General features: G+C 65.4%; 18 protein-coding genes. 11 read left to right on the top strand and 7 right to left on the bottom strand.

What is annotated here, in order from left to right; genetic code table 11:
* Positions 1-39: 39 nt before the first annotated feature.
* Positions 40-1,059: an alcohol dehydrogenase AdhP gene (gene adhP, locus KRH_RS03670; RefSeq protein WP_041297312.1), complete on the bottom strand. Its 1,020-nt coding sequence runs from the start codon at positions 1,057-1,059 to the stop codon at positions 40-42.
* A gap of 346 nt (positions 1,060-1,405) precedes the next feature.
* On the opposite strand from adhP, the gene KRH_RS03665 reads away from it, so the two are divergent.
* From KRH_RS03665 to KRH_RS03655, 3 genes are all read left to right on the top strand, one after another.
* Entirely contained in the window at positions 1,406-1,939 is a 534-nt protein-coding gene (locus KRH_RS03665) for a DUF2087 domain-containing protein (RefSeq protein ID WP_012397827.1), read from the top strand.
* A gap of 208 nt (positions 1,940-2,147) precedes the next feature.
* Positions 2,148-2,930 (top strand): amidohydrolase family protein, encoded by a 783-nt coding sequence (locus tag KRH_RS03660; protein ID WP_012397826.1) that lies wholly within the window; start codon positions 2,148-2,150, stop codon positions 2,928-2,930.
* A gap of 93 nt (positions 2,931-3,023) precedes the next feature.
* Complete coding sequence (locus KRH_RS03655; protein ID WP_012397825.1) at positions 3,024-3,905, top strand: alpha/beta hydrolase family protein; 882 nt, start codon at positions 3,024-3,026, stop codon at positions 3,903-3,905.
* 116 nt (positions 3,906-4,021) lie between these two features.
* On the opposite strand, the gene KRH_RS03650 is transcribed toward KRH_RS03655, so the two are convergent.
* Positions 4,022-4,240 (bottom strand): hypothetical protein, encoded by a 219-nt coding sequence (locus KRH_RS03650; RefSeq protein ID WP_012397824.1) that lies wholly within the window; start codon positions 4,238-4,240, stop codon positions 4,022-4,024.
* Between the two features lie 114 nt (positions 4,241-4,354).
* Positions 4,355-5,953, bottom strand: coding sequence for an L-lactate permease (locus KRH_RS03645; RefSeq protein ID WP_012397823.1), 1,599 nt, complete (start codon positions 5,951-5,953; stop codon positions 4,355-4,357).
* Positions 5,954-6,306: 353 nt separating this feature from the next.
* Between KRH_RS03645 and KRH_RS03640 the strand changes: the two genes are divergently transcribed.
* The 4 genes from KRH_RS03640 (at position 6,307) to KRH_RS03625 (ending at position 10,560) form a co-directional block, all read left to right on the top strand.
* Positions 6,307-6,912 (top strand): hypothetical protein, encoded by a 606-nt coding sequence (locus KRH_RS03640; protein ID WP_012397822.1) that lies wholly within the window; start codon positions 6,307-6,309, stop codon positions 6,910-6,912.
* 234 nt (positions 6,913-7,146) lie between these two features.
* Positions 7,147-7,809, top strand: a complete 663-nt coding sequence (locus KRH_RS03635) for a succinate dehydrogenase cytochrome b subunit (RefSeq protein ID WP_105590540.1) — start codon at positions 7,147-7,149, stop codon at positions 7,807-7,809.
* Complete coding sequence (locus tag KRH_RS03630; RefSeq protein WP_041297311.1) at positions 7,809-9,797, top strand: fumarate reductase/succinate dehydrogenase flavoprotein subunit; 1,989 nt, start codon at positions 7,809-7,811, stop codon at positions 9,795-9,797. Before KRH_RS03635 ends, KRH_RS03630 begins: the two co-directional genes overlap by 1 nt.
* Before the next feature lie 13 nt (positions 9,798-9,810).
* A complete protein-coding gene (locus KRH_RS03625; protein ID WP_012397819.1) occupies positions 9,811-10,560 on the top strand; it encodes a succinate dehydrogenase/fumarate reductase iron-sulfur subunit in 750 nt (249 codons plus the stop codon).
* An 88-nt stretch (positions 10,561-10,648) separates the two neighbouring features.
* Here KRH_RS03625 and KRH_RS03620 read toward each other — a convergent pair whose 3' ends face one another.
* Entirely contained in the window at positions 10,649-12,079 is a 1,431-nt protein-coding gene (locus tag KRH_RS03620; RefSeq protein ID WP_012397818.1) for an anion permease, read from the bottom strand.
* Between the two features lie 345 nt (positions 12,080-12,424).
* Between KRH_RS03620 and KRH_RS03615 the strand changes: the two genes are divergently transcribed.
* Positions 12,425-14,671: an AAA family ATPase gene (locus KRH_RS03615; RefSeq protein WP_041297310.1), complete on the top strand. Its 2,247-nt coding sequence runs from the start codon at positions 12,425-12,427 to the stop codon at positions 14,669-14,671.
* Positions 14,638-15,714, top strand: coding sequence for a 5-methylcytosine-specific restriction endonuclease system specificity protein McrC (mcrC, locus tag KRH_RS03610; RefSeq protein WP_197524575.1), 1,077 nt, complete (start codon positions 14,638-14,640; stop codon positions 15,712-15,714). The genes KRH_RS03615 and mcrC overlap by 34 nt, the downstream gene beginning before the upstream one ends.
* A 615-nt stretch (positions 15,715-16,329) precedes the next feature.
* Here mcrC and KRH_RS03605 read toward each other — a convergent pair.
* From KRH_RS03605 to KRH_RS03600, 3 genes are all read right to left on the bottom strand, one after another.
* Complete coding sequence (locus KRH_RS03605; RefSeq protein ID WP_012397814.1) at positions 16,330-20,790, bottom strand: hypothetical protein; 4,461 nt, start codon at positions 20,788-20,790, stop codon at positions 16,330-16,332.
* A complete protein-coding gene (locus KRH_RS12040) occupies positions 20,741-20,971 on the bottom strand; it encodes a hypothetical protein (protein ID WP_162010155.1) in 231 nt (76 codons plus the stop codon). Before KRH_RS12040 ends, KRH_RS03605 begins: the two co-directional genes overlap by 50 nt.
* A gap of 283 nt (positions 20,972-21,254) precedes the next feature.
* Positions 21,255-21,434 carry a helix-turn-helix domain-containing protein gene (locus tag KRH_RS03600; RefSeq protein WP_269445884.1) on the bottom strand — a complete coding sequence of 60 codons (180 nt, stop codon included), beginning with the start codon at positions 21,432-21,434 and terminating at the stop codon, positions 21,255-21,257.
* A 328-nt stretch (positions 21,435-21,762) separates the two neighbouring features.
* Between KRH_RS03600 and KRH_RS03595 the strand changes: the two genes are divergently transcribed.
* Both KRH_RS03595 and KRH_RS12595 read left to right on the top strand, forming a co-directional pair.
* Positions 21,763-22,146: a hypothetical protein gene (locus KRH_RS03595; RefSeq protein ID WP_126341222.1), complete on the top strand. Its 384-nt coding sequence runs from the start codon at positions 21,763-21,765 to the stop codon at positions 22,144-22,146.
* Between the two features lie 885 nt (positions 22,147-23,031).
* A complete protein-coding gene (locus KRH_RS12595) occupies positions 23,032-23,271 on the top strand; it encodes a transposase (RefSeq protein WP_012397810.1) in 240 nt (79 codons plus the stop codon).
* Positions 23,272-23,751: the final 480 nt, after the last annotated feature.

Here is a 23,751-nt window from a genome sequence, read left to right as displayed (position 1 = left end):
GCCTTTCGTCCGGTGGACGGACGGCGACCACCGGACGGATCAGTACTCGATCACCACACGGCCGTCGATCTTGCCGTGCTCCATCTCGTCGAAGATCGCGTTGATGTCCTCGAGCGGACGCTTGCTGAACGTGGGGTGGATCTTGCCGGCGGCGTAGAACTCCAGGGCCTCGATCATGTCCTGGCGGGTGCCCACGATCGACCCGCGGATAGTGAGCCCCTTGAGCACGATGTCGAAAATCGGAGCCGGGAAGTCCCCCGGGGGCAGACCGTTGAACACGATCGTGCCACCGCGCCGGGTCATGCCGATGGCCTGCCCGAAGGCCTGCGGGTGCACCGCCGTGACGAGCACCCCGTGGCTGCCGCCGATCTTCTCCTGGATGACCTCCGCGGGGTCCTCGGCGAAGGCGTTGACCGTGATCTCCGCGCCGTGCTCGGTGGCCAGCGCCAGCTTGTCGTCCGCGACGTCCACGGCCACCACGCGCATGCCCATGGCCACCGCGTACTGCACCGCCACGTGTCCGAGCCCGCCGATGCCCGAGATCACGACCCACTGCCCCGGCTTGACCTCCGTCTGCTTGAGCCCCTTGTACACGGTCACTCCCGCGCACAGCACGGGTGCGATCTCGTAGGGATCCGCACCCTCGGGAATGACAGCGGCGTAGCGGGCGTCCACCAGCATGTACTCCCCGAAGGAGCCGCCGATGCCGTAGCCGCCGTTGACCTGCTGCTCGCACAGCGTTTCCCAGCCGGTGCGGCAGTGGTCGCAGTTGCCGCACGCGGACCACAGCCAGGCATTTCCGACCATCTGCCCGACCTCGAGCTCGGTGACGTCCGGACCGAGCTTCTCCACGATGCCCACGCCCTCGTGACCGGGGATCAGGGGAAGCTTGGGCTTGACGGGCCAGTCCCCTCCCGCGGCATGCAGGTCCGTGTGGCACACCCCGGAAGCAATGAGCTTCACGAGGGCCTGGTGGGGCCCCGGTTCCGGGATCTCGTGCTCGCCGACGACCAGGTCCTCGCCGAAGGCCTCGACCTCTGCTGCGTTCATGCGTGCCATGACAAACTCCTCCTTGAGTTCTTCCTGCACTGTCCGCGGTGCAGCTCCGGCACACTTCGGCGATCCCCGAAACAGCCTTCCTCGCGCCGCATCTCCAGCTTATTCGGCGCATTCCGCTCAGGACAGACCTCGGCTTCGGTTCGTTCAGCCATCTCCGCAGCCGAGCACCCGGATGTGATGTGGCATACTCGCGTCCAGACGGCGTGAACCGACGCCCAGCCCGCGCCCGGACCCCAGCTCCGGCGCCCCGGCGAAGGGGAGAAGATCCTCGGTTCCTCGAACTGCTGTCCGTCCTCGTCCCGCCGGGCGATCACGCTGGGGGTGCATGGCCCGGTCCAGGTACGAGATGACTCACCACAGCGACTTCAAACTACTGGTCCGCGCCCGCATGCGCGCCACCGGTCAGCCCTACACCGCGGCCCGCGCGGACCTCCTGCGGGACAACGACGCCGCCGCCCCACCTCCCAGTCCCGCGCCGCCGCCCAGCTCCGCGCCGTCGGTTCCGGAGGCGGCCTCCGAGCAGTGGCAGCGCGCCGAGGCCGAGCACCGCAGGGCCCTCGGCCGGTTCCTTCGCGACGGCCGGGTGGTCTCGGTCCCGGCCCGCCGCAAGGCCCGCGTGCACGTGCTGCTGCATCTTCTCTCGCTGTTCCCCGCGGGGCGCACGTACACGGAGCCCGAGGTGAACGACGTCCTCCGCCCCGTGGTCGAGGACTGGGCGTTCTGGCGCCGCGAACTCGTGGAGTACGGCTACCTGCAGCGCGACGCCGGGCGCTACTGGCTCCCCGAGAACGTGCCCGAGCGCACGGCCAACATGCAGCAGGAGGCCCCCGCGTGGGAGGCCCTGTGGCTTCCCACGCACCTGCGGGACCGCCAAACCTGAGCGCTGCGACTGTGAGTCAGCCACGGATCGTTCGGTGCGCGCGTGGGCGATCCTCGGCACCCCGTACGGGCGCAGAGCATCAGTCCGTCACCTGGGCTGCGGTGCGGCGCGGGTCGTGGCACCATGCCCATGAGCTGCCGGCGCACAACGTGGCCACGCGGCGTCGTCGCGAGCGGCGGCCCACCACGCACCATGAGGAGGGAAACCCGTGGAGCAACGCGTGTTCGACTCGCACCTGCACATCATCGACCCTGCCCATCCCCTGGTGGAGAACCGCGGGTACCTGCCCGAGCCGTTCACCGTGGCGGACTACCGGCGGCGCGTCAGCGATCTCGGGATCGCGGGCGGGGCGGTGGTCTCGGGATCGTTCCAGGGCTTCGACCAGGGGTACCTGATCGAGGCGCTGCGCGCGCTCGGCCCCGGCTTCGTGGGCGTCACCCAGCTCCCCGCGGACGCCGACGACGCCCGGATCCTCGATCTCGACCGCGCGGGGGTGCGGGCGGTGCGGTTCAACGTGGCCCGCGGCGGATCTGCCGACCTGGACGACCTCGAACGGCTGGCCCGGCGCGTCCACGGGCTGGCCGGCTGGCACGCCGAGTTCTACATCGACGCGCGCACCATCGACGAGACACTTTCCCGCCGCATCGCCGCGCTGCCCGCCGCGAGCATTGACCACCTGGGGATGCACGAGGACGGGCTGCCCGCACTGCTGCGGCTCGTGGAGCGCGGCGTGAAGGTCAAGGCCACCGGCTTCGGCCGTGTCCACCTCGATCCCGCTGCGGCGGTGCGCGCGATCGTGGACGTGGATCCCACGGCACTCATGGTCGGCACAGACCTGCCCTCCACCCGGGCCGGCCGGCCGTTCCGGGACGACGATCTCCGGGTGATCGAGGAGGCCGTTCCTGCGAAACACATGGCGGACGTGTTCTGGGGAAATGCCGCGCGGTTCTGCCTCGGCTCGGACACCAGCGGCAGGGGCCGGGCGGAGTGAGCACCGGCGCCGGTGTCGTGCACGCCGGGAACGGCGCGAGCACCGGCGGGGCGACCCGCGCAGGCATCCGCCTCGTACCCTAAAGTAACTTTCATGCGAGACGACCAGAGCACCCCCGTGCGTACCGAGCGCCTGTCCGTCCCCGTGGGATCCGAGACCGTGGTCGGCACGGTGTGGCTGCCCGCGCAGGAGCCGAGCGGCGTCGTGGTGGTGCACCCGGCTACGGCGACCCCGGAACGGTTCTACCGCGCGTTCGCCGAGCACGTGGTGGGGCGCGGCCTGGCCGCGGTGACCTACGACTACCGCGGCACCGGGCGCTCGGGCGATCCCCGTGAGCACAGGCACCTGCGGATGCGGGACTGGATGGACGGTGACGTGCCCGCGGTCGCCGCCTGGACGCGTGCCCGGTTCCCGGACCTGCCGGTGACGGCCGTGGGCCACAGCATCGGTGGGCACGCCATGGTGCTGGGCAACGGGCTGGAAGGCCTGGACCGGTTTGCCGTCGTCTCCTCGCACGTGGCGGACACCCGCACGGTGACCCCCACGAAGGAGAAGGTGCGCGTGGCCGCGATGCTCCACGTGGTGGGGCCCACGATCAGCCGGGCCCTGGGGTACATGCCGGGGAAGAAGCTCGGGATCGGCGAGGACATGCCGGCCGCCGCGATGCTCGAGTGGGGCACGTGGGCCCGCCACCGGGGCTACTTCTTCGACGACCCCTCCATGGACGCCCCGGCCCGAGCCGCATCCGTGACGCAGGACGTCCTGGCGCTCGGCGCGTCGGACGACTCCTGGGCGAGCCCGGCGCAGATGAAGGCGCTGACCACGCGGCTGACGTCCGCGACCGTGGAGCACCGCACGTACACGCCCGAGCAGCTGGGGGTCGCACGGATCGGCCACCACGGCCTGCTCCGCCGCTCCGTGGGCGGGAACGTGTGGCCCGAGCTCGTGGACTGGCTCACCGCACCCCGTTCGTGAGGCGGTGACACCGGGTCATCCGGTGGGCGCGGGGGCGTCCGTCTCCGCGAGGGGACGCAGGTGCGGGACCGGCGGTGCGGCGTCGTTGTGCCCCGGGGCGGACGCCCCCGGGACCGTCACTCGGCAGGCGCTGAGAAGGACCACATGACGCCGTAGCGGTCGAAGACCTGGCCGTACCAGTCGCCCCAGGGGGCCTTCTCGAACGGCATGCCCTGCAGGTCCATGTCCCCGTAGCGCAGGATGTGCAGCTCACCGCCGAAGACGTCGTGCCAGTGCTCCATGGCCTCGGCCGCGGTGCCGGGAAGGGCGATGTAGGTGGCCAGGTTCTGGACCATGGTGGGCTCCTTCCGAGCGTGGGGGTGCGGGGGTGTGCGAAGCCAGTATGACGCGCGGCGCCCACCCCGCAACAGGGTGGGCGCCGCGCAGGCCGTGACGAGGGGGCCGACCGGTTAGACCATGGTGAGCACGAACGTCCACACGCACATGACCACCAGCATGCCCAGGCTGTAGAACAGCGAGCCGCGCATGATCTCGGCCTCGCGCCCGTTGAGGCCCACGGCGCCCGCCGCGATGGCGATGGACTGCGGGGAGATCACCTTGGCCGTGGTGCCGCCCGCGGTGTTGGTGCCCACCAGCAGGGAGGGACTCGCGCCGATGCCCTGGGCGGTGGCCACCTGCAGCGGGCCGAAGAGCGTGTTGTTGTTGACCACCGAGCCGGTGAGGAACACGCCGATCCACCCGATGACGGGTGCGAACAGCGGGAAGACCGGCCCGGCGGCGGCGAGCGCGGTGCCCATGGCGGTGGAGCCGCCGGAGTAGTTGGCGATGTTCGCGAGCATGAGGATCACGGCGATCAGCACGATGGCGGGGCCGAGGGCCTTCAGAGCACCGCGCAGCTCCTCGAACAGCTCCGTCGCGTGGATCTGCGGGGTGGTGAAGAACGTGATCAGCACCGCGATCAGGATGGCCGTGCCGGTCGCGCCGAGCAGCGAGAAGGTCCAGGTGGCGTTGACCACGGAGCCGGCGGCGGTGGTCACGTGGCCGGTGAGGCCGGGGATGGGGACCTTGACGGTCGTGAACCCGAGGGCACCCTGGGTGAAGAGGCCCTGCACGGCGGGAACGGACCACAGCAGGATCACACCGGTGAGGATGTAGAAGGGGCTCCACGCGCGGATCACCTCGCTCGCGGGGTGGCTGGCCTCAGAGGCCTCGGGGGCCTCCGGGGCGCGGGAGATCCGGCGCGGGGACCACACGTGGCACAGCGCGAACAGGGAGACCATGGCCAGCAGCCCGGCGGCGAGGTCCGCGAGCTCGGGGCCCATGAACCACAGCAGCCCGCCCTGCACCAGGCAGAACACGGCGGAGGACACCAGGGCGGGGAGCCAGGTCTCACGCAGGCCGCGGATGCCGTCCACCATCCACACCAGCAGGAACGGGACCAGGAAGGTGAGGGGCTGGAGCAGGATCACGAGCGCCCGGGAGAGGTCCTGGACCTCCATGGAGGTCACCTGCGCACCCACGAGCACCGGCACGCCGATCGCGCCGTACGCGCCGGCGGCCACGTTGGCCACGAGGCACAGCACGGCCGCGCGCACGGGCGGGAACCCGAGCTGCACGAGCAGCGCCGCGCAGATGGCAATGGGCACGCCGAAGCCAGCCACACCCTCCAGGAACGCGCCGAACGCGAACGCGATGAGCAGCACCTGCACCCTCTGGTCGGCGGAGACGCTCGCGATCGAGGAGCGGATCACGTCGAAGCGCCCGGAGCGCACGCTCAGCCGGTACAGCCACACCGCCATCACGATGATGTAGGCGATGGGCCACAGCGCGGTGAGCAGCCCCAGCAGACCGGAGCCCGCGATGGCCGTGACGGGCATGCGGAACACGAGCAGGGCCACCAGCACCTGCACCACGAGTGCGATCACGCCCGACTTCAGGCCGGTGAGCTTGAACAGCATCATGCACGCCAGGAACACCACGATGGGCACGGCGGCCACCAGCGCGGTCAGGGGCAGACTGCCCAGGGTGTCGAGCGATTGGGTCCACATGGCGTCCTCCACGACGTCCGGCGGGTGGGCGGGCAGCGACCCAGGCCGACGACGACGCCGCGGGGGCGCCCTCGGTCGCTCACGGCCGGGCGGGCGCGCGGCGGGTGCATCGGGGGGGCATGAAGCCCTCCGCACCACCCGCCGCGGCGCCGTACCACAACGCCTTGATCGCAGGCTCAACGCTAGTCCTGCGAGGGCCCCGCGGGACCCGGCCACTGCGAGAAAAGCGCCAAGTGTGAGGCAATACACCAGTCCCCGAGATCAGGGACGCACGGGCTCCTCGCCCCGGACCGTGGGCTCCGGCAGGTACACCTGTCCCCCGGCGGCGAGGAACTCCGGATCCGCGGGCTTCGGTGATCAGCGTCGAGGGCGATCCCACGTTCCTCGGCTACCTGACCCGCAACCTGGCTCCGCCCGCCGAACGCGCCACCGTGGTGGAGGGGTTCGTGGGACCGGTGGGCACGCGGGTGTCTTTCAGCCGCGCAGGCTCCACGGGAGGGTTCCAGCCGGACGAGGGCACCGGTGCTCACACCGTCGAGGACTGGGTCTCCCCCGCATCGCTGCTGGAGATGCCCGCCCCCGAGGACCTGGTGGTGTGGAAGAGCGACATCGACGGTTTCGACATCCACGTGCTCGCGCACCACTGGAACGCCATCGACGCGCGGTGCGACGCCGTGTGGTTCGAGTACGACTCCCCGCGCACCCTCGGTGACCCCGCCGACGACGAACGCCTGATCCAGGCCCTCGCCGAGAGCGGACGCACCCTGCTCGTCCACGACAACCTCGAACGCCTCATGGTCGAGCTGCCTCCCGGTGACAGCGCCGGACTGCGCACCCTGTCCCACTGGCTGCACGAACAGGTCGAGGGTCACGTGGTGGTGCCGTACCTGGACGTCCGGGCGCTGACCGAGCGCGCGAAGAATGTGCTGCAGGCGAATTGTTCCCGGGTCGTCGACTGAAAAATTGATTGTGCACGCCGGAAAACTGCAGTGCACTGATCATTTCCCCCAGCAGCTTTCCACACGCTTTCCCGCAATGCGCGGCAATGCCCCGCCCCGCCCCGCCACGGGAGTAGCGTGGAAAACACACCTGGCAATGCCGACAATGCGGCCCAGGCACGGGGAAGGGCAATCATGACGGCCACTGCGCACCGAGAGCACCACCGATCGTCTCCACCGCGCAGAAGGCTGCCGGTGTCGAACTTCGCGGCGAAAACCACCATGGCCCTCACGGGGCTCGTTTTCGTGGGATTCGTGTTCGTCCACATGTACGGCAACCTGCACATCTACCGGGGCCAGGAGGAGTTCGACCACTACGCCCACTGGCTGCGCGAGCTGCTCATGCCGCTCGTGCCGTACGAGGGCGTGCTGTGGATCCTGCGGGTCGTGCTGCTGACCAGCCTCGTGCTGCACGTGGGGTGCGGGATCCTGCTGTGGACGCGCGCCCGCCGGGCCCGCGGGGCGTTCCCCCGCACCGGGCTGCGCCGCGGCGAGGCCTGGCTGGCCCGGACCATGCTGGGCACCGGTGTGGTGATCCTGCTGTTCGTGATCTTCCACATTCTCGACCTCACCCTGGGGGCGCCACCGGCCGCCACCGGCTCGTTCGAGGCCGGCTCGGCGTACGCCAACCTGGTCGCCAGCTTCCAGCGCCCCGTGGTCGCGGCGTTCTACATGCTCACGATGCTGGTGCTCACCGCCCACGTGGCCCACGGCACGTGGACCGCCGCCAACGACCTCGGTGCCACGGGCAGGCGGCTGCGCCAGGTCGCGGCCTGGGTGGCCGGGCTGGTGGCGATCGCCATCTGTGTGGGCAACGTGACCATCCCCCTCATGGTTCTGCTGGGAGTGATTCAGTGATGACGGCATCCACTCAGGCCCAGGCCCTGCTCGACGAGCTCCGCACGGTGGGTTCGGACCTGCCCGGGCTGCAGGCGGAGGTCCCCGCGTCCCAGATCTGGGCGGACCGGCGGCTGCACTACCGCCTGGTCTCCCCGCTGAACCGCCGCAAGTTCACGGTCATCGTGGTGGGCACCGGTCTCGCGGGGGCGGGCGCCGCTGCGGCCCTCGGGGAGCTGGGGTACAACGTGGAGTCCTTCACGTTCCACGACGCCCCGCGGCGAGCGCACTCGGTGGCGGCCCAGGGCGGCATCAACGCGGCCCGCGCCCGCAAGGTGGACAACGACTCCGTGGCCCGGTTCGTGAAGGACACCGTCAAGGGCGGTGACTTCCGGGGCCGCGAGGCGGATGCCTGGCGCCTGGCCGAGGAGAGCGTCCGGGTGATCGACCACATGAACGCGATCGGTGCCCCGTTCGCGCGTGAGTACGGCGGCCAGCTGGCCACCCGCTCGTTCGGTGGCGTGCAGGTCTCCCGCACCTACTACACCCGGGGGCAGACCGGTCAGCAGCTGCAGGTGGCCGCCGCCCAGGCGCTGCTGCGGCAGGTCTCCACGGGGCAGGTGAACCTGCACACTCGCACGGAGATGTTGGACCTGATCGTCGCGGACGGCCGCGCCCAGGGCATCGTGGTGCGCGATCTCATCACGGGAAAGATCTCCGCGGTCACCGGCGACGCCGTGGTGCTGGCCACCGGCGGCTACGGCAACGTGTACTACCGCTCCACGCTGGCCAAGAACTCGAACGTGACGGCCGCGTTCCGGGCCCACCGGCGCGGGGCGCTGTTCGCCAACCCGTGCTTCATCCAGTTCCACCCCACGGCACTGCCCGTCTCCAGCGAGTGGCAGTCCAAGACCACGCTGATGAGCGAGTCCCTGCGCAACGACGGCCGCATCTGGGTGCCCGTGCGGCCCGGGGACGAGCGCGCGCCCAACGACATCCCCGAGGACGAGCGCGACTACTACCTGGAGCGCCGGTACCCGGCCTACGGCAACCTCACGCCCCGCGACGTCGCCAGCCGGGCGGCGAGGACCGAGATCGACGCGGGCCGCGGCGTCGGGCCCCTGAAGAACTCCGTGTACCTGGACTTCCGGGACGCGATCGAGCGGCTCGGGAAGAAGGTGATTGCCGAGCGCTACGGCAACCTCTTCGAGATGTACTCGGACGTCACCGGCGAGGACCCGTACGAGCAGCCCATGCGCATTGCGCCGGGCGCGCACTTTGCCATGGGCGGGCTGTGGAGCGACTACGACATGATGACGTCGCTCCCCGGCCTGTTCGTGGGCGGCGAGGCCGGCTGGGGCTACCACGGGGCCAACCGCCTGGGCGCCAACTCGCTGCTCTCGGCGTGCGTGGACGGCTGGTTCACGCTCCCCTACTCGGTGCCGAACTACCTGGCCCCGCTGCTGGGCCAGGAGAAGCTGTCGGTGGACGACGACGTCGTGCGGGCCGCGGTGGCCGAGGCCGAGGCGGGCGTGCAGGCGCTGATCGACATCGGCGGCACCCAGGGCCCGGAGCGCTTCCACCGGCGCCTGGGCGACCTGCTCTACGCGAAGTGCGGGGTCACGCGCTCCGCCGAGGGCCTCGCCGAGGGCCTGGAGGGCATCCGCGCGCTGCGCGAGGAGTTCTGGACGGACCTGCGCGTGCAGGGCCGCCCGGACGGCTTCAACCAGGAGCTCGAACGGGCCGGTCGGGTGGCCGACTACCTGGACATGGCCGAGCTCATGTGCCTGGACGCGCTGGACCGGGACGAGTCCGCCGGCGCGCACTTCCGGGACGAGCACCAGACCGAGGGCGGCGAGGCCCAGCGCGACGACGCCCACTGGCTCTTCGCCTCGGCCTGGGAACGTGTCGGGTCTGACGACGCCGCCCCGCACGGCCCGCGCTACGTGCGGCACCAGGAGCACCTGGAGTTCCCGAGCGTCCCGCCCGAGACCCGCGACTACCGATGAGAGGACCATCCTCATGAAACTCACGCTGAAAGTGTGGCGGCAGGAGTCCGGCGCCGAGGGCGGGCACTTCGAGGAGTACCCGCTGCAGGACGTGGGGCCCGAGTTCTCGCTGCTCGAGGCGCTCGACAAGCTCAACGACGACCTCGTGGCCCGCGGCGAGGACCCAGTGGCGTTCGACTCGGACTGCCGCGAGGGCATCTGCGGTGCGTGCGGCGTGACCGTGGACGGCAGGCCCCACGGCCCCCAGGAGAAGACGCCGTCCTGCCGGCAGCACCTGCGCTCCTTCGAGGACGGCGCCACCGTGCAGCTCGAACCGTTCCGCAGCGGCGCGTTCCCCGTGGTCAAGGACCTCGCGGTGGACCGCAGCGCGCTGGACCGGGTGATCGAGGCCGGTGGTTTCGTGTCCACCTCCGTGGGCACCGCCCCGGACGCGGACGCCATCCCGGTGACCCACGAGTCCGCGGAGTGGGCCCTGGACCTGGCCGCGTGCATCGGCTGCGGTGCGTGCGTGGCGGCGTGCCCCAACGGCTCCGCCCAGCTGTTCGCCGGGTCCAAGACCATGCACCTGGCCACGCTGCCCTCCAGCCAGAAGGAGCGCAGCCGCCGGGCCAAGGGCATCACGCGCGCCGCCGAGGAGGAGTTCGGCCCGTGCTCGGTCTACGGCGAGTGCGCGGAGGTGTGCCCCGCGGGCATCCCGCTCACCGCGATCGCCGGGCTCAACCGGGAGAAGCTGCGGCAGGTGCTGCGCAACAAGGACGACTGACCCGGCCGCTTTCCCCAACAGACGACGACGCTCGGTGCCCCTGAGAGGGCACCGAGCGTCGTCGTGCTGGGCGGGTTTGCCGTGCGGGCTACATGGCGAGGTCGCCGAGGACCCACATCCAGCCGCTGCCCACCACGGTCCAGATGATGATGATGGCCACGGACATGATGAAGGCGACCTTGAACCACTCGGAGACCTTGACGTACCCGGAGCCGTAGACCACCCCGGACGGGCCCGAGGCGTAGTGGCTGATGGCGCCGAAGAGGTTGCCGATGTAGCCGAGGGCGAGGGCCGCGAACATCGGCGGGGCGCCGGCGGTGATGGCCGCGCCCAGGAACACGCCGTACATGGCGACGATCTGCGCGGTGTTCGAGGCGAACATGTAGTGCGCGTAGAAGTAGACGAGCGCCAGGATGGCGAAGGCAACAGCCCAGGGCATGCCGCCGACGGCGCCGGAGACCACCGAGCCGATCCAGGTGATGACGCCCAGGTTGTTCAGGTTCTCCGCCATGCCCACCAGGACCGCGAAGAAGATCAGGGTGTTCCAGGCGGAGCCGTTCTTGGCCATGTCGTTCCAGGTGAGCACCTTGGTCACCAGCAGCACCGCAATGCCGACGAAGGCCGCCGTGGTGGCGTTGACACCGATGGCCGTGCCGAAGACCCACAGCAGCAGGAGCAGCACGAACGTGGCCGCCATGATGATCTCGCCGCGAGTCATGGACCCCATCTTCTGCAGCTCGCTGCGGGCCATGGTGGGTGCTTCCGGCGTGCTCTTGAGCGTGGGCGGGTAGACCTTCATGAGCAGCCACGGGACCACCGCCAGGCTCACGAGGCCGGGGATCAGCGCGGCCAGGGCCCACTGGCCCCAGGAGATGTGAACGCCGAGCTTCTCGGCGGAGGCCACGGCCAGCGGGTTGCCGGCCATGGCGGTGATGAACATGGCGCTGGTGATCACGTTGACGTGGGCCGCGGTGAACGTGAGGTAGGAGCCGAGCTTCCTGCGGGACTCGTCGGTGTCCGGGGTGGAGCCCTGGACCTCCGCGACGGAGCGGACGATCGGGTAGATCACGCCGCCGGCGCGGGCCGTGTTGGACGGCGTTGCCGGTGCGAGCAGAAGGTCCGTGACGGCCATGCCGTAGGCGATGCCCAGGGGCGATTTGCCCAGCACGGAGAGGAACATCAGCGCGATGCGGCGGCCCAGCCCGGTGAGCAGGAATCCGTCCGCGATGAAGAACGCCGCGACGATGAGCAGGACGGCAGAGTTGGAGAAGCCGCTCAGTGCCTCCCCGCTCTTGACATCCATGGCGCCGGTGATCATGGCCGTGGCCAGACCGATGAGCGCCACCGACGGGGTGGGCAGGGGCTGCAGGATGAGCCCGAGGATGGTCGCGACGAAGATGCCGAGCATGTGCATGCCGCGGGGGTCCACACCCTCGGGTGCGGGGATGAAGAAGATCACCGCGCCGATGAGGACCATGAGCCCGAACTTCCAGAGCATGGAGACGGTGCCCCGATCCATTCTTCTCGAACTGGTTGTGGAATCGACCTGGCTACTCGACATTGTCCCCTCCGGGCCTCGCTTCAGCGAAGGACGTTTACGGTAACAACTGTAGACCCGGTGTTGGCCCGCCCTGCGGGGCCACGCCGGGGTATGCAGACAGGGACCGGTTGCTGTTTGAACGCGCCCTCATGTCCGGCGGGGTCTGCCAAACCGATCAGCCTGAGACATATGTGCTGGGTCGTACGGGTTCGTGCCCCATCCCCCGGAGAGCTTCGGATTGGGCGCTTCTCGTCCCCCTCCCCCCGCACAAATGTTTCATGCATCCAGGACCGCAAGGGAACCAGAAGGAGGCAGAATGACCACATGGCCAAGGAGAGCAGGACAGCAATCAATTCGTTCGTCACGGCTTCACGACCGACGCCCGACATGGATGTCGCGCGGGACGTGCACGATCTGATCTCTCACATGCTGAGGGATGGCGCCTCAACCATAGATCCACACACGAAGATCTGGACGGTCGACGCTGCAGAAGACCTTCGCAGGCGCGTGGAGGACAATCCCATCGAGGGCACGGCACAGGGACAGTGGGACAAGCTGGACGTGCAGCTGACCGGAGCCTCGCGCGCCGTCGTCCTTCTGGCCGCGGAAATTTCCTTCCTGCGCGAGCACCCAGTGCGGAACGCGCGACCCGCAACACGCCGACAGCACGTTGAAAGAATTCTGCGCCACCTCGACGACCCGTCCATCAGCATACCGGCCGTCATATCACGCTGTTTGGACCGCCGTTCCAACACTGCTGGTTTCGTACCTGGCATGGGGTACAACGGGGCCTTGTGGAAACACATCATCTGGGTCTCCACATTCATTCGTCACTGGGATTCGTTGAGTGATCCAGAACGGGAAAAAACGCGCGCAGACCCGTGGGCTCTGCAACGAGTGATGCTCGCTTCTGGAACCGACCGTCCCGACATTCGAAACGCCTTCCAGTTCCTCGCCGCCCCGGACACGTTCGAGCCGATCTCTTCCATGCAGATGAAGAGAAACATTCGAGATGCGCTGGCCAACCGGGTCTCCACTTCCTCCGGAGACGACCCTGCGGCAATCGACCGCGACCTTTTCGCCATTCGTGGTGATCTGGCCAAACAGTTCTCGGAACCGTTCCATTTCTGGACAGCGGGCGTCGCGGAGCTCTGGCAACCAGACCCGACGAACCCCTCCGAGGAGGAGTCGAGTGTCACCTCGGCGGAGCCCCGCCCCACCCACTACTGGCTCTACTCCCCTGGGCCCCAGGCATGCATGTGGTCCCAGTTCTTCACCGAAGGAATCATGGCCATCGAATGGGACGAACTGGGCGATCTTGCGCAGTACCCGAGCCGCGAGTCGATTCGCCAAGCCCTGAGTCGAGAAGGATCCGGTGCCACCGCTCACAGTCATGACGCACTAGCCCTGTGGCAATTTCAGCACGACCTCAAAATTGGGGACGTGGTCTACGCCAAGCGAGGACGACGCGAGGTGATCGGGCGCGGCGTGGTCGTCTCCGAGCCCAGGTTCGAGCCGGACCGGGAGACGTACCGCCATGTGGTAGCCGTGGAGTGGGACCGGCAGGGTTCTTGGCCGCATCCGGGCGACGCCGTGACAAAAACACTGACCGACATCACGAAGTACCGTGACTACGTCGAACAGCTCGAAGAACTCACCACTGGGGAAACCGGGGTGGAACTGACGGGGTCATCGAGACCCGCCCCTGCATACGGCAAAGAAGACTTCCTGGAGACGGTGTTCATGTCTGAGGACAGCTACGACCGCCTGAGTTCCCTGCTGCGGCGCAAGAAGAACGTCATCATGGCAGGGCCGCCAGGAGTCGGGAAGACGTACGCGGCGAAGCGTCTGGCGTACTCCATGATCGGGGCGAGAGACCCTCACCGCGTGCAGATGGTGCAGTTCCACCAGAGCTACTCGTACGAGGACTTCATCATGGGTTATCGGCCCACGGAGTCCGGGGGTTTTGTCCTGACCGAGGGCCCCTTCTACAGGTTCTGTGAAACCGCCCGCGCGGATGACGGTTCCCGCCCGTACTTCTTCATCATCGACGAGATCAACAGAGGGAACATCTCCAAAATATTTGGTGAGCTGCTGATGCTAATCGAGGAGGACAAACGGGGTCAGGAGATCCGCCTGCTGCACAAGAATGAGTTGTTTTCTGTACCCGAAAACCTTCACATCATCGGCATGATGAACACCGCTGATCGAAGTCTTGCTGTGCTCGACTACGCCCTGCGCCGCCGTTTCGGGTTCTTCGACATGCGTCCGGGTTTTGATTCCGAGGGTTTCCGGACGTGGCTCGACGAGGCGGAGAACCCCGCACTGGAAAGAGTCGTGGAGACGGTCGTGCAACTCAATAAAGAAATTTCTGGGGACCCCGCACTGGGGCGGGGATTCGAAATTGGCCACAGCTTCCTCTCCAAGCCTTCGAGGGCCGTGGAAGCGGACCGGGCATGGTTGGCGTCGGTCATTCGTCACGAACTGGTTCCGCTGCTGGAGGAGTACTGGTTCGACGAGACGGCCAGAGTCAAGGAGTGGTCGGACAAACTGTGGGCCGCCGCAGCATGAAAGATCGCACGGCCACTATCCGCAACATCTACGTGATGCTGGCCTATGCCTTCCGCGCGATACGCACTCCGGACGCGTCTGACGTGGGCACGGAGGAATTCACCCACATCCATGACCTTTTCGCGGAGATCTTGGCGCAGGGAGTGTCCGCGCAGGTGAAGCGCGGGGTGCATCACGACTACCTGCGCCGCGATGAGCAGCTGACAACAGTGCGTGGACGAATCGACGTGACCGCCACCATGGTGGCCCGGGCCGTCACCCCGGGCAGTGTCTCCTGCATCTTCGACACGTACGAACCGGACACGCCGTTCAACCAGGCCCTCAAATCAGTAATGGTGCTGCTGATCCGTCATGGCGAGGTGGGGCAACGCCGCAAGGACGCGTTGCGGCGGCTGCTCCCCTATTTGGACGCCGTCACGCTGGTATCGCCCCGGTCGATCCGCTGGGAGAAATTCACCTGCCACCGCAGAAACGCCGCGTATCGAATTCTTCTCGGAGTGTGCCAGCTCGTTGTGGAAGGGTTGCTGCCCACCGAAAACTCCGGCGATACGCAACTTGCCGAATGGTTGTCTGAGGAAGCCATGAGTGCCCTGTACGAGCGCTTTCTCCGGGAGTACTACGCTTTCCACCACCCGGAGCTCTCCCCCACGGCACGACACGTAGCCTGGGACTACGACCCTGTGACCGCCGTGGGGGCAGATCAGCTACCCGCGATGAGAACTGATGTGACGCTGACGTCTGGCACCCGCACCCTGATCATCGACGCCAAGTACTACTCCCAGCCGTTGACGTCAGGTGCCTACGGCAAACTAACGGTGCACTCCGCGAACCTCTACCAGATGCTGTCGTACATCAAGAACGCCGACGTCAGCAACGATGGGACTGTCAGCGGCCTGCTCCTCTACGCCCGTACCGACGCACCGGCGCAACCCGACGTGGACGTGGTCATCCAGGGAAACCGGCTCGGAGCGCGGACGCTTGACCTGGCTGCCCCGTGGCCCGATCTGAGGCATGAGCTCGAGGCCCAGCTCGCGTGGCTGTGACCGACAAAACTTTTGATGGTCCCCATGCCCGGGACCGGGTCCGGGTCTGTTGCCAGTCTTAGATGTTAAACCGGAACTCCACCGAATTCCGGCACAGACCAACCTGTGGGTTGTACAGGTCTGCCAGCGACTTCAGGGAGTGGCTTAATTGGCGTCTGAGCTGGCATTTTAGTGCGACATTGCACGGCCCGCTGGGGGCGAATCCAGACCAGCTGGAGATTGCGGGCCCAAGGCCCGCAGTCGGGGTCGGGACTTCCAGAGAGCTGATTGCGCCGGAGATTGGACAGGTTCGCGAGCAGGCGGCAAGTCGCGGACTCCTTGGCTGCAACTTCTTATGGCTGGGGGGGTCGAGGTCGATCTGCACAGTTGGGGATCGGACAGGGCCGCCGAGGCGCGTCCCCTCGTTTACGGGCAGAGTACCGGCGTTTGGGGCGAGGCCCGCGGCTATTACAAGGTTGACGGGAATAACCGGACGGTTGGCGAGCGCTGGCCGTCCCAAGTTGAACGCGCCCCGGCGCATGAACCGCCCTGTTGACCTCTGTCTCGTATCCATGGGGATGCAGCCGATGACCGGTGCTTGAGATGCCCTACTAGCGCACTACGTTGCAATCGTATTTACTGGCGTTCGGCAGCCGAAACCGCATCGTCGACACCATACACACCAAGCTCAAGCATGCCGTCCAGGATGTCTAGCAACGCACCACGATGCTCCTTGTCGCGAGACTGGGCGAGGCCGCGGACTACGAGCTGACTGATGTATCGAGCATCACCGGCAGCGCCGGTCCGGAGGTCGCTCGCTTCAGAGCCAAATACGGATATGAAGCGTCGAGCGACCTGCAGGACAAGCTCGTCGACTTTGTCGGGTGCATGTTGCAAGGTAATCAGTAACTGCGGTGTCGCGTTTTCATACGTTGGCGAGTCAGTGAGAGCCTCGAGCAGATCGGAGAACGGACGGAGTGGCTGGTCGCGCAGATGAGACGCCAGCTTCGCTGCGGCTTCCCGGACTTCGACCTCGTCGTCGTGCATCAAACTCATCAGGGTGGAACTTGCGAGTTCGACGTTCGACGTGCGATCGATGCGATTCGCGCATACCTCGGCGGTAGCCTTCCGGACTCCCGCGTCGCCTGCCAGTGCACGTGCCATTAGTCGAGGGCGGCCCCATTCAAGGGCCGCGAACGCTGCGAGCGCTCCCCCCGCCTCGCGTGCTTCAGAGTCTGACGAACTAAGCATTCGCTCAATGACCGGCTCGATGACCGCCGAATCCACGTTGCCTATATGGATCATCAGTTGCTGGACGAGGTCCGTCGCCAGGAGCCGATCATCGGTGTCGATCAGCCGGTGGAACGCTGCGACTGCGTCCGGTCGCGCGTGCCTAAGGGAAGCCGCCACCGTGTGAGCGACTGATGATCGAACGAAGATCACCGGATCACTCGCGAGCGCTTCAAGGTGTGGTCTGACAAGAGCAGTCCGCTCGCCATCCGCGTCGTAGACGAGTAGGTCCCCCAGCGCTTCGGCCAGGCTGCCTCTCGCAGTGTTGATGGAGTTCTGCCGCATATCGGCAGCGCCTCTGCCATCGTCTCCGTCCCTCGTGAAGATTGGAGTGTCATCTTGTGGATCGGAAGCGTGAAGGGTGCGATCAAGGATCAACTCAACCAGGTCAAGCGGAACCTCGCGGTAGTACCGACGAAGTGCGCCGCCGAGCCACCGGTCAACATCAGGGTGACCAAGCGCCGCGATATGCCTAACCGCACCGTACACGTGCGCGGCTGCCTCGACGGAGTAGTCCGCGTTCGCAAGACCCATCAGCACAGCGTCCGCGTATGCCGTGTTGAGATCTGAAGTCAGACGTAGCGCAAACCGTGCGAATCGAACCGGGTCTGTGGCGGCTTGCGTGCTAAGGACACGCGACAGTTCGCGAGCCCCTCCCGTGAATGTATCCCAATTGGTTTCGTTTGAGTCATATCGGATCATGGCTCGCAGCCATTGATCGTCACTCATTATTTCTGCCGCGTCCGAGTGGATCGGAGAACCTATGAATCCGCCAGTCATTCCAACTGGTTTGGACGGCGCTGTTTCCTTGAATTTCCGCCGATACTCCGCAAGCCTTCGAATACCCGCGGGACTTAGCCTGGCCTCTTCCATCGCCGAGAGGAAGGTGAATGCTGAGCGCCCCAAGTTATGTCGCGTCTCATAAGGGTTTCGTAAGTCCCGAACCAGGAGTTCTAACTTTTGATGAACCTCGTCATCTACAAACGGAGCGACTGCACGAAGTAGCTCACGCGCAACCCAGCGCGGATTAGCAATATAGCCACAATCAAGGCGCGCGCCTCCGGTTAGTAAGAGATTCGCCGCCCAGTCGGCGAAGTTGGCGCTTCCCGCAGTAAGAGCGCGGTATAGCAAGAATTGCGCTGCATCATGAAGGTCGCTCGCAAGCTCGTCGAGCAACGGACGTATATCGATTGGTCTGGTGACTGCTACAGCTTCCAGCGCACCAAGTGCTCCGGTGAAAAGTGCATCGTCAAGATCCCGATCGTGGGTGTTATCCGGTTCCAAGCGAGGACAGAAGTGTCGATCAGGAATCGGGCCATTCGGGCGCGGCTCGTAAGCCGACGCGGCCATGACTCGCAGGAGATACGGCACGACAGTCTGTGCAAAGGCGAGAGGTTCCGCAGTGGCGGCTTCGCGCACCAACTCAGCCGCGCTGTAGTCGTGGATCTTTAGGAGGGCGACACTGCCATCATCGTTGAGTTGAAGACCTTCTGGATGATCGATAATGCGCGCCTGAATCAGCTCAATCGCCCAGAGAGGCTCGTGTTCTGCGAGGTCGTGAACGGTCAGCCACAGTTCTCTCCCAGCCTCATCAAAGCCTCCAGCTCGGACGGCCGCGAGCAGCTCGTCGAACAGCTCGCGGCTGCGGTGTGCATCAGCCCGCCCAACTGTCCAGCGCACCCAATCGAGGTGCTGTGGCGCTGACCGACGCGTGTGCAGGAGCCCGGCGACCCTAGCTGGCTCATCCTTGGTACCGCTGAGCATCAAGTTGAGAGCTCGCGCTTGTAGCGCCGAATCACCGCTATCAAGCCACGCGTCAATGTGGCCATCCTCATGGAACTGTCTAAACCACGCCACCCGGCGCGTGTTCAGCCAAAGCTGTTCGGCGAGGTTCGGCGCAATTTTCACTAGCTGGAGAATGGCCTCCGTGTCCGCGCTGGTGGGAGCGCTGAGACTGGACAGCACGGCAATCACAGTCTGCTTAATGTGAAAACGCGCCCGAGAGCTAGCTAGAACGGCCGTCACCTCACTCCGAAAGCGATCGGGGTCACGTTCGGACAGGTGCTGCAGGATCTGCCGAACCTGCGCACGACGAAAAAGCTCCTGCTCGTCTTGAAGCAGGAAGTCGACCAACGATTCGGATCTTGATACCCATTGCCGGGCGAATGCATAGTCAAAAAAGGTCTCATGAAAGAAGGCGACTCGCTCGTCATCCCGCGCCAGGACATGCTCGGAGATGAGCACGTTGGCATCGTCGATCAGGTCGTCCTCGTCCAGGAGCTCGATCGGAATAGACAACGTCTGTCGGTTGCTCGCTTCATTTGCGACCCGAGCAATTACATCATTGAAGCGAACTCGCTCGCGCCGCATGCGAGAGGCCTGCCTCTTACGCTCCCAGTACCCTTCGAAAAGCGAACCTTTTGATTGAAACGCCAGGGCTCCCTCCTGAGCCGCAGTCGTCTTGAGAAGGACGAGATGCATCGGTGTCTGCAGAATTACCCTCTGGGAGGATGTCAGACGCGACGGATCGAGCCCCATCTCGACCACCGAAGCGTTAATGGCAGCGTCGGATAGGGGGCCAACAGATATCGTCGTCGTGTCGCGTTGATCCGCCAACGACCTAATACGATGATCGTTCTCGATGTCGAATGCCCGGCAGGCAAGAATCACTTTGGTTCCACTCACCGAGAGCGCTTCGCCAATTAGATCGACGACGACGTCAAAACTCTCCGGCATACGTCCCGAAGCGAGGCTCACCGCGTCAAGCTGGTCAATCACCAGGTAGGCATCTCGCCCTTCGGCCGCCAACGCCAACGACGCTGCGGGTGAGGTGTCCAACCCCAGTTGCCTACCAAGGTCCGCAGTCGAGGCAAACGTATCAAGTCGGTCAAGCCGGATAGCGAGGACCTCCGCACCAGCCGCTTCCAATAGCTCAACAGACTGTTCCAGCACAGAGCTCTTACCACCCCCGGCAGACCCAGACACGAAACTCGTCCGATGGACGTGAAGTGCCTCGAGCAACTGGGACGCTTCAACGCGTTCAATGCGAGGCTCGAGCAGCTCGCGCTTGACCGAATCTCGCCAGCTCTTCGTTGCCCGATGTGCTTGTTCACGAGCGGTGTTGTGGGCGGCCGCCTCGATCGGGCTGATTCCCTGCAGCGCGAGTAGTGCCAGCAAGTCGATCCGCGTCAGCCTTTTGCCGAGGTTGTCGAGAAGAATGCCTCCGATAGCGAGTGCAATCAGGTCCCCGGTCGCACCACTTAGCTGGCATTCCGCCAGCATTGCGTTCATGCGGATCATGTCGCCCTCGTCCTGAACGGAGAACCACATTCCGCGCAATGTCTCCCAAGCACCTTGGGCACTGCCGAAGACTCCTTCAGCGGTCAACTGGTCGAACGATGGACGAAGCTCATTGGTGAGCCATGACCCCGTGAATTGGGCGAGGTCTGATGACCGACGCGCGCGATCGGCGAGCTCTTGAAGAGGACGGCAAGGAACGAGCGACACGAAGTGAAAGTCGCGACCTGCGGCAACATGGCCAACCGCCGCCTCGAAAATTCTGAGATCGGCGAGGGATTTCACTGTCCAGCTATTGCTGTTTCCGTTCTGTCGCTTCAGTTGGTGAACTTCAGTAGACCTGTTGCTTTGATAGGTGAACTCCGACGCCTTGCCAACTTCGGCGTCAACATCCTCAATTGTGAGCGAGTGATCCTCGTGGATGATGCAGAAGAGCGCATGCTGAATTGCCCACGCCGCTTCATACCTGTTTCCGAGTTTGTCGGCTTCGCCGCCCGGCCTTGGACTCATGTGAGCTCCCAAGCCGGGACTGCTCGAACGCGGCCTCTCGCACCCGCCACTTCCCGGGGACTGACACCACGTAGTCGCCGACGCCGATCGCCCTGAAGCGCTCGGTGGCGGCCTTGATCTTGGCGTTCTCGGTCGGGCGACACTTAATCTCTTCTTCGGTGTTCTTGGTCTCGTGGATCATGTAGACGCGATCCACGCTGAATCGACCCGGCTTCTGTTCTTATCAGGGACCTCGGCCAGCAGATGCTGGTTCGGCGGATTCTTGGTCAGCATAGTACGTCTGCTTGACCTCGGTTGAGGTGCGCCATATCTAGCTCGCCGTGGAGGCGGGACTTGTAGGTGGGCACGCGGCGTCTAGGTCTCGACGCGGCCTTCCAGACGCAGACGACCGCGGAGCCGATCCATGCGTTTGGTGCTGAAGCCGTTCACCTGCCGGAAGTGACCCGTTAAATGACCCACAACACCTAGGAGACAAGCAGCAGAGACTGAGCCTCGACCCCGAGCTGCTCCGCCAGCGCATCGACGGAGTCCAGCGTGAGGTTACGCTCCCCCCGCTCGATGCCAGCAAAATAGCGAGGTGTGACACCTAGCCGTTCCGCGAGAACCTCTTGCGTCAGCCCCCGGGAGAGTCGCACCTTCCGCACTTGCGTGCCGAGGGTAATTCTGAGGGATGTAGCCACATCTCAAGACTCCCCACCGGAACCGATCCGTTCCAGGTAGTTATCGCTTCCTATTGGACTAGCGAAACCAACTTAGCTCAACACATGAAGTACGACGGGCTCAACGATCCGGATGGCGTACCGTTGCGCGCACCGAAGGACCGGGGGGCACAGGACGTGCTCTGAGTGCGGCGGAGACTGCCAGCCAGGCACCAGCGTCAGCGCAGATCACCTAGGAGTCCGCATCACCTTCGTCTGCCTTGAGCACGGCGTACACAGCGCAATCGACCCGTTCGAAGAGGTAGAGGACGCGATGATCGGACCGTTCTTCAGCATCAACGAGAGCAACATCGGCCACGCAGCAGTGCGTGCTGCCAGCAGGCCTATCCCCCAGGATGCGCCGGCTGAGATGAAGCTCGGCCTGCGAACAGAAGATTTAGGTCGCGAAGACGTCTACATCGAGGTCAGTACCCCTCGAGGCTTCTCTCGTGGTATCCGCATCAGCAAAGCCGAGGTCGTCGCAATCCTTGGCAGCCAGGACCACGAAGGCTGCCGGACTGCGTGCCAGCGCTACATCGACGACCTTGCACTCTTGGCCCGTCGAGCAGTGCTCGATGCCCAGGCGCATTCTGAGCGCCTCGACGACCCCAACTTGGACACAGGCAACGAGCCGAACGTCGCGGAGCCTGTGAACTGATCCGCAAGGTCTGGCTTCGGCACTCCGATCTGCTCGGCAAGACGCCCCGCGATAGCCGGCGCGCAAGGCCAAGACGCGCACACCTGCACCCCTGAACCTCTTCTTCGGCGGTTCGACCACCCGTACCGCCTCGGGGCTGGTAGTCATAAATTCCAGGAAGTTGTCGCTTCCAGTTGCGGTTGAGGCGGGCGCGAGCACGATGCGCACTGCGACCGCATCAGACCCCGAGGGAGAGTGTGACGATGCCCGATTCGCAACAGATCCCAAAGAGCGGCTCGATAGGTTTCCCCCGCGTCGAGTACACACCGCGCAACGACGCGCTGCTCTCAGAATCTCGTGCACAAGCGTTTGAGGCCAGACGGGCGAGATGGACTGGCGACGACCCCCAGCTGACTTATGAATCCTACGCATCAGGGGAACCTTGCCGCTCCTGTGGACGCGACCTCCTCGGTAAGCCTGCCCTGGGTTCGGACGGAGAGCGCCTCACGCTGATCGCGCCGACAATGCCGAGTTCCGTGCCGAGCATGAGGCATGCGGCATGGGCGTTTGGCACCTCGGGAATCATCGGGTGGAGCACTGTCACCTGTGTTGCCCATTCCCCCCGCTTTCGCCAACTCAACGCGACGAGCTCCGGCAACTGCTTTACCAGCCCTCATTACCCATCGACCGCAGCGCAACCTGGCTCGTAGAACTGACCTGCCGGCACGTCGACACCTTGACTTCGGGGTCCGCTAACTGCATCGAATCCACTATTCGATGCACAGAATGCGCCGTCATCCGTGGTGTGGTCAGAGCCGTGCGAATCAATAGCCAGAGCGACGATGGTGCCGGCGCGAGCGGCGTCGGCTGCCTGCAATCTGAGTATCGACAGCTCACAGATGAGCAATGGAGTTGCATCAAGCACATCGTTCGCACCGGAGAGGGTCCTCGCCGCGGACGGCCCGGACCGATATGCGAACGATCGTCGATGCGGCTCTCTATAAGATCCACACAGACATCGCGTGGCGCGAGCTCCCAGCAGAGTTCGGTTCGTGGCAGAAGGCCTCACGCCGGCACCGCCAACTCATCGCGAACTCCCAGTGGGACGAGATCACCCGAACGCTGGCGGAACGCGACCACTCCTAGTGGGGCCTCGCTTTTTGAGACAGTCCGACTTTTTAGTCAGGCAGAGCTTGTCCTGCGCTACGACAGAGCGCGGATCCGCCCTAAAGACCACTCGGCTACCCCAGTAGAGGAGCGCGGATCCGGCAGCCCTGGTGCCACACCCTATCGAGCGAAACTCCTGATGAGAGCGGGTTCTGTGCTCGTCCTCTACTCATGTCAGATCTAGGCAATAGCGGCAGTCGTGATACCGTCAAGAAAACTGTCTGACCTGGGGTTTTTAGACGTTGAACCTAAACTCCACCGCATTCCGTAGCCGAATCACCTTTGGAGAGCTATGTCCATAGGTCGGTGCTCGCTCACCGTCCCTCCGGCGCTCCCATGTGGGAGATCGGGACGATCACAAGCTTTCGAACGACTGCGAGCACCAGAGCTGTCACTACGGTCGCGGGAGTGCTGGAGCTCGTCCGAGTTCCGAGGTCGGTAACCTTGCCACGTCGCGCT

The organism is Kocuria rhizophila DC2201, assembly GCF_000010285.1.
Taxonomy (GTDB): Bacteria; Actinomycetota; Actinomycetes; order Actinomycetales; family Micrococcaceae; genus Kocuria; species Kocuria rhizophila_A.
This window is presented reverse-complemented; position numbering and strand designations above follow the sequence as displayed.

Excerpts from the sequence above, each read along its gene's own strand:
- KRH_RS03620 (WP_012397818.1), bottom strand. The coding sequence starts at position 12,079 with ATGGATCGGGGCACCGTCTCCATGCTCTGGAAGTTCGGGCTCATGGTC.
- KRH_RS12040 (WP_162010155.1), bottom strand. The coding sequence starts at position 20,971 with ATGATCCACGAGACCAAGAACACCGAAGAAGAGATTAAGTGTCGCCCG.
- KRH_RS03630 (WP_041297311.1), top strand. The coding sequence starts at position 7,809 with ATGACGGCATCCACTCAGGCCCAGGCCCTGCTCGACGAGCTCCGCACG.
- KRH_RS03665 (WP_012397827.1), top strand. The coding sequence starts at position 1,406 with ATGACTCACCACAGCGACTTCAAACTACTGGTCCGCGCCCGCATGCGC.
- KRH_RS03595 (WP_126341222.1), top strand. The coding sequence starts at position 21,763 with ATGATCGGACCGTTCTTCAGCATCAACGAGAGCAACATCGGCCACGCA.
- KRH_RS03615 (WP_041297310.1), top strand. The coding sequence starts at position 12,425 with ATGGCCAAGGAGAGCAGGACAGCAATCAATTCGTTCGTCACGGCTTCA.
- KRH_RS03625 (WP_012397819.1), top strand. The coding sequence starts at position 9,811 with ATGAAACTCACGCTGAAAGTGTGGCGGCAGGAGTCCGGCGCCGAGGGC.
- KRH_RS12595 (WP_012397810.1), top strand. The coding sequence starts at position 23,032 with ATGGAGTTGCATCAAGCACATCGTTCGCACCGGAGAGGGTCCTCGCCG.
- KRH_RS03645 (WP_012397823.1), bottom strand. The coding sequence starts at position 5,953 with ATGTGGACCCAATCGCTCGACACCCTGGGCAGTCTGCCCCTGACCGCG.
- KRH_RS03650 (WP_012397824.1), bottom strand. The coding sequence starts at position 4,240 with ATGGTCCAGAACCTGGCCACCTACATCGCCCTTCCCGGCACCGCGGCC.
- adhP (WP_041297312.1), bottom strand. The coding sequence starts at position 1,059 with ATGGCACGCATGAACGCAGCAGAGGTCGAGGCCTTCGGCGAGGACCTG.
- KRH_RS03605 (WP_012397814.1), bottom strand. The coding sequence starts at position 20,790 with ATGAGTCCAAGGCCGGGCGGCGAAGCCGACAAACTCGGAAACAGGTAT.
- KRH_RS03655 (WP_012397825.1), top strand. The coding sequence starts at position 3,024 with ATGCGAGACGACCAGAGCACCCCCGTGCGTACCGAGCGCCTGTCCGTC.